Origin of the sequence: Lacticaseibacillus manihotivorans DSM 13343 = JCM 12514 (assembly GCF_001435035.1) — a bacterium.
GTDB classification, from domain to species: Bacteria; Bacillota; Bacilli; order Lactobacillales; family Lactobacillaceae; genus Lacticaseibacillus; species Lacticaseibacillus manihotivorans.
Genome location: NZ_AZEU01000235.1, coordinates 22,879 through 30,534 on the forward strand (window position 1 = coordinate 22,879; position 7,656 = coordinate 30,534).

Annotated in this window: 9 protein-coding genes; 2 read left to right on the top strand and 7 right to left on the bottom strand. The window is 47.5% G+C overall.

Annotated features, from left to right (window positions below; all coding sequences use genetic code 11):
- Positions 1-284 precede the first annotated feature (284 nt).
- Positions 285-551, bottom strand: a complete 267-nt coding sequence (locus tag FD01_RS12415; RefSeq protein ID WP_054715063.1) for a hypothetical protein — start codon at positions 549-551, stop codon at positions 285-287.
- A 140-nt stretch (positions 552-691) separates the two neighbouring features.
- On the opposite strand from FD01_RS12415, the gene FD01_RS12420 reads away from it, so the two are divergent.
- Complete coding sequence (locus FD01_RS12420; protein ID WP_056964603.1) at positions 692-1,678, top strand: hypothetical protein; 987 nt, start codon at positions 692-694, stop codon at positions 1,676-1,678.
- 52 nt (positions 1,679-1,730) lie between these two features.
- Here the strand turns inward: FD01_RS12420 and FD01_RS12425 are convergent, their stop codons facing one another.
- The 5 genes from FD01_RS12425 to FD01_RS16435 form a co-directional block, all read right to left on the bottom strand.
- Positions 1,731-2,213 carry a thioredoxin domain-containing protein gene (locus FD01_RS12425; protein ID WP_054715057.1) on the bottom strand — a complete coding sequence of 161 codons (483 nt, stop codon included), beginning with the start codon at positions 2,211-2,213 and terminating at the stop codon, positions 1,731-1,733.
- A 66-nt stretch (positions 2,214-2,279) separates the two neighbouring features.
- Positions 2,280-2,858: an isochorismatase family protein gene (locus FD01_RS12430; RefSeq protein WP_056964604.1), complete on the bottom strand. Its 579-nt coding sequence runs from the start codon at positions 2,856-2,858 to the stop codon at positions 2,280-2,282.
- 219 nt (positions 2,859-3,077) lie between these two features.
- Entirely contained in the window at positions 3,078-3,902 is an 825-nt protein-coding gene (locus FD01_RS12435) for a Cof-type HAD-IIB family hydrolase (RefSeq protein ID WP_082611897.1), read from the bottom strand.
- The gene (locus tag FD01_RS12440) at positions 3,899-4,165 is read right to left on the bottom strand and encodes a hypothetical protein (protein WP_054715044.1); all 267 of its coding nucleotides are present in this window, start codon (positions 4,163-4,165) and stop codon (positions 3,899-3,901) included. Before FD01_RS12440 ends, FD01_RS12435 begins: the two co-directional genes overlap by 4 nt.
- A 50-nt stretch (positions 4,166-4,215) precedes the next feature.
- Complete coding sequence (locus tag FD01_RS16435; protein WP_056964606.1) at positions 4,216-5,517, bottom strand: TPM domain-containing protein; 1,302 nt, start codon at positions 5,515-5,517, stop codon at positions 4,216-4,218.
- Positions 5,518-5,642: 125 nt separating this feature from the next.
- Between FD01_RS16435 and FD01_RS12450 the strand changes: the two genes are divergently transcribed.
- Complete coding sequence (locus FD01_RS12450; protein WP_056964608.1) at positions 5,643-6,539, top strand: DUF805 domain-containing protein; 897 nt, start codon at positions 5,643-5,645, stop codon at positions 6,537-6,539.
- A 52-nt stretch (positions 6,540-6,591) separates the two neighbouring features.
- On the opposite strand, the gene FD01_RS12455 is transcribed toward FD01_RS12450, so the two are convergent.
- Positions 6,592-7,566 (bottom strand): DUF1002 domain-containing protein, encoded by a 975-nt coding sequence (locus FD01_RS12455; protein WP_056964610.1) that lies wholly within the window; start codon positions 7,564-7,566, stop codon positions 6,592-6,594.
- Between the last annotated feature and the right edge of the window lie 90 nt (positions 7,567-7,656).

Below are 7,656 nucleotides of genomic sequence, written 5' to 3' on the forward strand. Positions count from 1 at the left end.
GTGAGAAACCGCGCTTTTAGCTCAACGGCTAGCGTAGGAAAAATCGTTAAGACGCACTTTGTCTTAGCGGCTTTTTCGTAGCTAGGCGTTTGGGCGTTGCGACTGCGAACGCGTTTAGAGCGTAGGCAGCCAGGCGATTTTCGATTTCTCAAAGCTTGCACATCGGCGTCACAAATTCATCACAACTTGCCGGTAGTATAGGAAACATAGAAATGAGCTACCCCCTTGTTTCTACCCCACTTTTTCATTTTCTCGCTCAAATCAGTGCCCGCTGATTTGAGCATTCACTCCTCCAAAGTGATAAATCCCAACCTTTTTTGGTCGCCAAGCCCATGGCGACCTTTTTTATTGGGCGAAAGGAGATCCGGATCGGTTACGACCGATTTCCGATTAGTCATCACAACTGAATGATTTATCCGTAAAGTTTGCACATCAGCGTCACAATTTCGCCACAACTCGCCGGTAGTATAGGAAACATAGAAATGAGCTACCCCCTTATTTCTACCCCACTTTTTCATTTTCAGAACAGCCAGTGCCCGCTGACCGTTCATCACTCCTCCAAAGTGATAAATTCCAACCCTTTTTTGGTCGCCAAGCCCATGGCGGCCTTTTTGTTTTCATGTCGTAACTCGACGGGTTTTCTTTTGAATCGGGCATTTTGTTATGATAGAGATAAGAGGAGGACAAGCCTATGTCAGAAACGATCGGATCTGTGCTCGATGCGACCCGCCGCGCTCAACACATGCCTGCCCCAATACTTTATGACGATATCGTTGATCAGCCGACTTTTGAAGCGTTCATCAATGGAACTCAATTCCCAACGCCACAACAAATCATGGCGTTCACTGCGCGGCTCAAGCAAAATGAAGCGCCGCTGGTTTTTACCCACACTGATCCAATTTCAAAAAATCGACTCGTCAATCAAACCATTGCACGTTTATTAAAAGCTGGCGACTGGGTAGGCGCTAACGAATTTTTGCAAACTTTAGCGTCTGACTCGCGTGCCGCATCGCAAAATCAAGCTTATGCTTTGTATCGCGCGATCAGTGTTTATTTAACTGGCGACGCCACTGCCGCCCGCGCCCTTTTAGAAAACAGTTTGACTCAGTCTGCCACCAGCTTAAACTTGAAATATTTGAGTCAAGCCACGTTAGCCTACATCGCAGCCAATAGCGGCCGTAAATTTGTCGCCACGCGTTATCGGCATTATCTTTTGCAAACCTTGCAAAAACCTGCCCGAGAGCTAGATGTCGGTGCGGTGTATTTATTGTTGGCTTTGGCTGATGTCGTATTTGATCAAACTGCCCCTGCCTTGCAACTGATTCAAACTGGCATCAGTATCGCGACTGCCTCACACCAATCAGTTGTCGCCTGGCGCTTGATCGATTTGTGGGCGCAATTATTATTGCCAGATGCGACTTCAGCCAGTGCCGCTCGCCGTTTGGGGCGCTACCTGAACGATTCAATCGTTGAATTATCAGTAAAATTCAAGCCCTTGCCACGGCCATCTGATCAAGAAATCCCATCAGATAAGCGAGTTATCCAACGTCAAAAAAATAAGCCGGCCGTAAAACCTGCTGTGATCACCGACCCGATCGCCCATCAAGAAAAAATTGCCCAAACAATGAAGTTGATGGCCAAAGTCCGCGCCAAAACTAAACCGCCAGTTGAAGAATAACAAAAATAATACCGCTGATCTCATCAGATCAACGGCTTCATTTTTGCGACGCTTATTCGATTGTTGGCATTTCGGCTAGGCTATCATCAAAATAGGCTTGGCCATCATAGGTAATGGTCGGCACACTGGTGATCCCCGCTGCCACCACTGCTTCTGCGACTTGCGCATCGATCAATTCCGCTTGCGGGTGACGTTGGACATGATAAGTCGCTTCTAAGTATGTTGGCACATCTTCAGCGGCGTTTAAGGCATCTTGGTCAGCAAACACTGCTTTAACAAAAGTCCAAGCATCATTGGGATGCGCGTAAGCGATGTAGCCATTGGCAATGCCCCCGTTAACCAAGGAAACTTTTTGCTTGCTCCAAAATTGCCAGTGGGCTTGTAAATGTCCCGCTGCGATTGCTGCCTCAATGTCGGCAATATTGGCATTGAACCAATCGCGCGTATCTGGACAGCCCAAATTCAAAATGCCCCATAGTTGATGCGGGGCACTATCACTGCCAAAGGTTAAGGTATTGCTTGGATCATAGGCCATATCGATTCCTCATTTCCGTCAGGTTATGCCCTAAAAGATAAGCGCTTGATTCGCCAATTGCAAGCCTTAGTTTGCTTGGTCGACTGCTGAGACGATTTGTTCAACGCTGGCGACGGTGGCAATCCGGGAGAACATTTTGGTGAAGAAGAAATCGTGCTTTTCAATGTCGCGGTCTGCGCAAGCATCTTCGGCGACGATCACATGATAGGCGTATTGGAATGCATCAAGCGCAGTGGCATACACGCCATTGGATGTCGAAACGCCAGCTAAAATAATGGTATCGATGCCTTGGCGGCGCAGTTGTAAATCCAGATCTGTGCCGAAAAAGGCCCCAGGATTATGCTTGGTGACTTGGATCACATTTTGTACGTCTGAGTCTTTGGCGATCGGCAACAACAATTCTGGTTGACTCGCATTAGCCAAATGGCGCTGTTTGCCTGCAAAAGGATATAAATGTTGGAACGTCTCGGTTTGCACCGATACCAAGACTTCTAATGCTGGGGTGTTTTTGAACACTTGACTGAGTCGGTCGTTAGCCGTGATCACGGCACTGGCAGTCCATGGGTATAACGGCGCGGCGTGTAGAATGTCTGCTTGCAAATCGATGAATACTACGGCAGTTTTGGCTAAATTAAAATCAAGCATATTTTCTCGCTTTCAGTTGTCGAAAAGATAATTTTCATTATACCTTGATGCGCCGGGAAGTCACGTTTAACGAACTGTTTTTCTCTGCCACCTCCGTATTTTCTTTCAATCAAAAACGTTGAATGAGTCGTTAAGGTCAGATTTCAGGATGAAACTTAAAATCCAACTTTTCAGTTTTGCGCGCTAAAAAAGACGCACTTTTCAGCACGCCTTCCCCGTTTACAGATCAAACACAAGCTTCGCCAAACTCGTTACTGGATCATGATCATTATCAACTGGTAATACTAACCCAGCTGCGTCTTGAATCGCTGGCACACCGTTTTTCACGGAAACGCCCAAACCGACTTTTTGAATCATCGACATGTCGTTGAGGTTATCGCCTAATGCGATGATTTCTTCTGGCTTGATGCCGATTTTTTCACCGAGGATGATCGCCGCATCCCCTTTGTCGATACCGCTAGGGTTGAATTCGACATAGCGCCCAGATGAATAACTGACAGTGGCAGGATAATCAACAGCTTCCGCAATTTTCTCTGCGAGCTTCTGACGTGCCGCCAATTCAGGATGTTGGAAAATCACCTTCGCGATCGGATGGCCTTTCAATGCTGACAAATCATCATCCGTCCATAACTCGTAATCCACACCGCGGTTATCCAAATAGGCATATTCAGACGCACTCGGCCGATAAACGTAAACATGATGGAACGTATAAATGTGCGCGCCAAACTCTGGATCTGCTGCGCCAACTTTAAAAATCGCATTGGCAATGTCAAAAGGCAATGGGGTCGAAGCGATAATTTGGTTGCCGGCATTTTCCACAATAGCGCCACCGTTATAAGAAATCACATATTGGCCAGCCACTTGTTCGGTGCCGATGGTTTTGAGCAACGCCTGAACAGACGCGAAGCCGCGGCCGGTATTCGGCACAAACTTCACCCCAGCATCCCGCAAACGTGCGATGGCTTGGACATCGGCTTCAGACACGCTGCCATCGGTGCGCAACAAGCTTTCATCCAAATCAGACACGATCATTTTATAAGTCATTTTTTATTTGCTCCTTTAAGGCCCCAGGTGAAGACGATATAATATACCGCCGCGATCAAGAGACTGCTGACGACACTCGACGATAAACTCCCATTTTTGCCATGTGCCATCGCCGTCATCGCCACCATTGCGATAAAATACCCCGCCGGAATGATCAAGCCGATGCCGTATGATTTACCTTTTTGTCCGAGCTTAAAGTTCCAATAGCCCAGACCAAAGGTGATCACCACCACTAAAAGGATCAAAAACAATGCCAAAATCAAATCACGTGTCCCCCAGTTTTTTCTTCCATTATACAAGACTTTGTGAAACGCTACCACCCGCCGGAGAATCCGCCGCCACCAGAACTCCCGCCACCGTAGCCTGAACCTGAGCCAAAGCCTGATCCAGAACTGGGACTGCCGCCGACATCTGAAAGCCACACGGGCATCATTGCCAAGCCCAAGCCATCGGTATCTTCTTGATTCAATCGCCGCCACAACGCTTCAAAAAATTGTTTTTGGGCTTTAAGCGTGTTGAGTTTCTTGGCATCTTTTAGGGCGACATGCGCCACAAAAGTTCGCCACACTTCTTGTTGATCTTTAAAGCTGTGCCCTGGCGCCCATTCGCTGAACCCATTGAAATACTGACGATATGGTGCAACGAGGCGCACCAGTTGCGGTTGAATCGTGTTGAAGTAGGCTTGTAAACTGGTAGCTTGCCAAACCAATTCATCAGAATCAGGCAGATCGGTATAATCTATCCCAGCATAGGCAAAAGCCGGCATTGGCGTTGGGACACTTGGCGCTAATTCGGCGAGTTTATAGCGAATGTACCACGCAAAATCACGCATCAACCAAGGTTCAAGATCTTTGGGCAATGACTTAAACCAGCCGACGGATAACTGTTTGCGGTAAGCAGCTTGTTGCGTGGAAATGAGGCTTTGAAACAGAGGCAGTTGCGGCGCGACTTGAGCATCGAAAACTTGTAGCAGTTTGGTGTGTTGGCGTTTATGCCACCACAGCAAGGCGATGACCACTAATACCGCAATGGTGATAAAAATGATCACGCCGATCGTATCGCGGACTTTTTGCGCGTGGTCGGCGGCTTTTTGGGCTTTGATCTGTGCCGGCGTGGCAATTTCTGATTTGTGTTTGACCAGCCAATTGCCAAGATTAGCCATGATCAGTTGCATCGCGCTATCATAATGTTGGCCGCGCAAATAGGTCTTCACCGAATCCGTGATGATCCGGTCCATTGCCCCATCTGGTAAGGCCGCTTCTAAACCATAGCCGACTTCTAACGCATATTTTTTATCTTTTAAGGCCAGCACAAAATACAACCCGTTGTCCCAACCTTTTTGGCCGATGCCGAGTTGTTCAAAGCGTTTGACTTTGAACTTGTCGATATCTTGGCCGTTGGGAATGCGATCGTACACTTCCATCGATAAAGCCGGCTTGCCTGGCAACGTGCCTAGCGTTTGATTGATCGTTGCCGCATCTTTTAAAGTCATTTCTGACAAGGTGTTGGTGTGATCATTTAAGTATTGATTTTCCAAGGCGTGCACTGGGGTCGTCCAAACGAAAATCAGCCCTAAAAATACCAGTATAGCCAACCAGCCGTGATGATGTTTCATGTCAGCCACCTCCACTTGAATTATCTCAAATTGTTCAAGAGAAAGCACGAGAATTAAATGGAAAGGCCATCACAAAGGTGTCATAATCATTTTGATGGGTATCGGCGGCCAATGGGAGAAAAATCATGGGGAATGACTATTATGGGACCAGTGGCTTCAAAGCGATTTACGGATTTTTTGCCAACTACACCAATTTTTCAGGTTATAGTAGCCGGCGCGAATACTGGTGGTGGCAGCTGAGTTCAACTGCCATCATTTCGATTATCGGGTTCGGCTTGAGTTTGGTCATGTTTGGCTCATGGGCGAATTTGATGCGTGGCAATTCCGGAGAGATGAACACGCTACAAGTGGCGGCGATGGTTCTCGGCGGCGTGCTTGCTGGTGTTTTCCTAGCGGCGACCTTGATCCCACATGTTGCTTTAAGTGTGCGGCGGTTTCGCGATGCTGGAATATTTTGGGGTTGGAATATTTTACTAGAAAGCGTGATCGTATTGTCACGCTTTATGCCTTTGCCAGTGGCCAGTCAACTACTCAACGGCTTGACCTTAGTTTGTTTGGCGATCGATTTGGTGATCTGCTGCCTGCCTAGTCGCCCACCTAAGCTCTTTCATCTTCGTGGTACCAACATTGTCATCGTCCAACGTTCACAAACCACGCTGTCAGTGATTTTACTTTTATTGATTATCTTGGTGTTCATCAACCGTTGGCATTGGTTGATCCCGATTTTACTGGTGGCCACTTATGTCAGCTCGGCGGCAAGTGGTGCCTTTATGCGCGAGGCGCGCAAGCGGGCTGGAAAAATCTGGTCATTAGCTAAACAACTCGACTTATCTGCTTCGGATTTACAACAGCTCACCAACGCCTACACGACACAAAACTGGAAAGATTCTCAACCCTCGCATTTGTTGTTCGTGCCTAATCCAGTGATTGCTTGGGATTTGATCGACAGCTTAGAAAAGCAACTCAAACAAAAGCAATTAACGACTTTAGCGCAAGACCTGTCGTCAGTTGCCAAACTCTAACGCATGAAAAAAGCGCCCACCTCAGACAAACATTGAGGCGGACGCTTTGGTTTTAGTTCAACAACCCGGTGATTTTATCCCACAAGCTGGCAAAGAAATTCCCGATGGCATCGAGGATCTTTTGCAACAAATTGCGGTTCTCTTGCGTGTCTAAGCCTTTGAGCTTGGAAAACAAGTTCTTGGCACTGGATTGAATCGAGCTGGCCAGCTTTGAGGCTTGGGCTTTGAAATCACTGGACTTCAAGGCCCCAGAATTTTGAATCTTGACCATTAAGTTGATAATTTGGGTACGTTGATTGTTGTTGATGATGTTCGTCAAGTTGTTGGCTTTTAACTGCGAGTCGACAATATTGCCAATGGTGTTTTGCGACAAGGTTTGTTCACCGGAATTGGATTGCGTCGCCATGTCTTTTTTCATGCCGGCAACCGCATTGTTCAATTGCTTGTCGGTGTAGCCATCTTTGCCTTTGTTAGCGTCGGTGATGTCAGACAAGGTGTTGACTTCGGTTTGCGCCGCGGCGATTTGGCTGGCATTCAAGGTGTCCCCATTTTGCGCAAAAGCGGCATACACCCCAGCCAAGGCGCCGGAACCATCAATGGACACTGCTGACGTGATGAAAATGTTGGCATTGGATACCCCAGCGGTCACCGCAGCGTTACGGTACTGGTCGGAAGTGATCGTGGTGATATTATTTGTGCCGTTATAAGGCACGATGGTGACGTTAATGCCACCAGTCGAGGTTTTTTGCACTAAGGCTGACGACCACACGCCAGACGTGGAAGTAAAGGTTGAGCCACTGGGATTCAAGTACTTCACCAAGGTGTCCCCATTAACGGTTAATTCAGAGACATTGGACACATTGGCAGCATTCTCTAAAGTCGATAAGGTCCCAGATTTTTGATCGCTGGTCAAGCTCGTGCCTAAGGTTGCCACCGGCGTCCAAGTGTCATCGGCGTGCACAGTGTGGGTGCCAAACGCCACCGTGGCCAAAAGCATGGCGCCTAAGGTCAAAAGGATTTTTTTCATGATCATCGCTCCTGAATTGATTTTCTTCATCATACTACCTGGATTATTCATAGAATTTCAAAAAAGCAGCGCAATCCCATGATTCACACG

Excerpts from the sequence above, each read along its gene's own strand:
- FD01_RS12430 (WP_056964604.1), bottom strand. The coding sequence starts at position 2,858 with ATGCTTGATTTTAATTTAGCCAAAACTGCCGTAGTATTCATCGATTTG.
- FD01_RS12420 (WP_056964603.1), top strand. The coding sequence starts at position 692 with ATGTCAGAAACGATCGGATCTGTGCTCGATGCGACCCGCCGCGCTCAA.
- FD01_RS12415 (WP_054715063.1), bottom strand. The coding sequence starts at position 551 with ATGAACGGTCAGCGGGCACTGGCTGTTCTGAAAATGAAAAAGTGGGGT.
- FD01_RS12455 (WP_056964610.1), bottom strand. The coding sequence starts at position 7,566 with ATGAAAAAAATCCTTTTGACCTTAGGCGCCATGCTTTTGGCCACGGTG.
- FD01_RS12450 (WP_056964608.1), top strand. The coding sequence starts at position 5,643 with ATGGGGAATGACTATTATGGGACCAGTGGCTTCAAAGCGATTTACGGA.
- FD01_RS16435 (WP_056964606.1), bottom strand. The coding sequence starts at position 5,517 with ATGAAACATCATCACGGCTGGTTGGCTATACTGGTATTTTTAGGGCTG.
- FD01_RS12435 (WP_082611897.1), bottom strand. The coding sequence starts at position 3,902 with ATGACTTATAAAATGATCGTGTCTGATTTGGATGAAAGCTTGTTGCGC.
- FD01_RS12425 (WP_054715057.1), bottom strand. The coding sequence starts at position 2,213 with ATGGCCTATGATCCAAGCAATACCTTAACCTTTGGCAGTGATAGTGCC.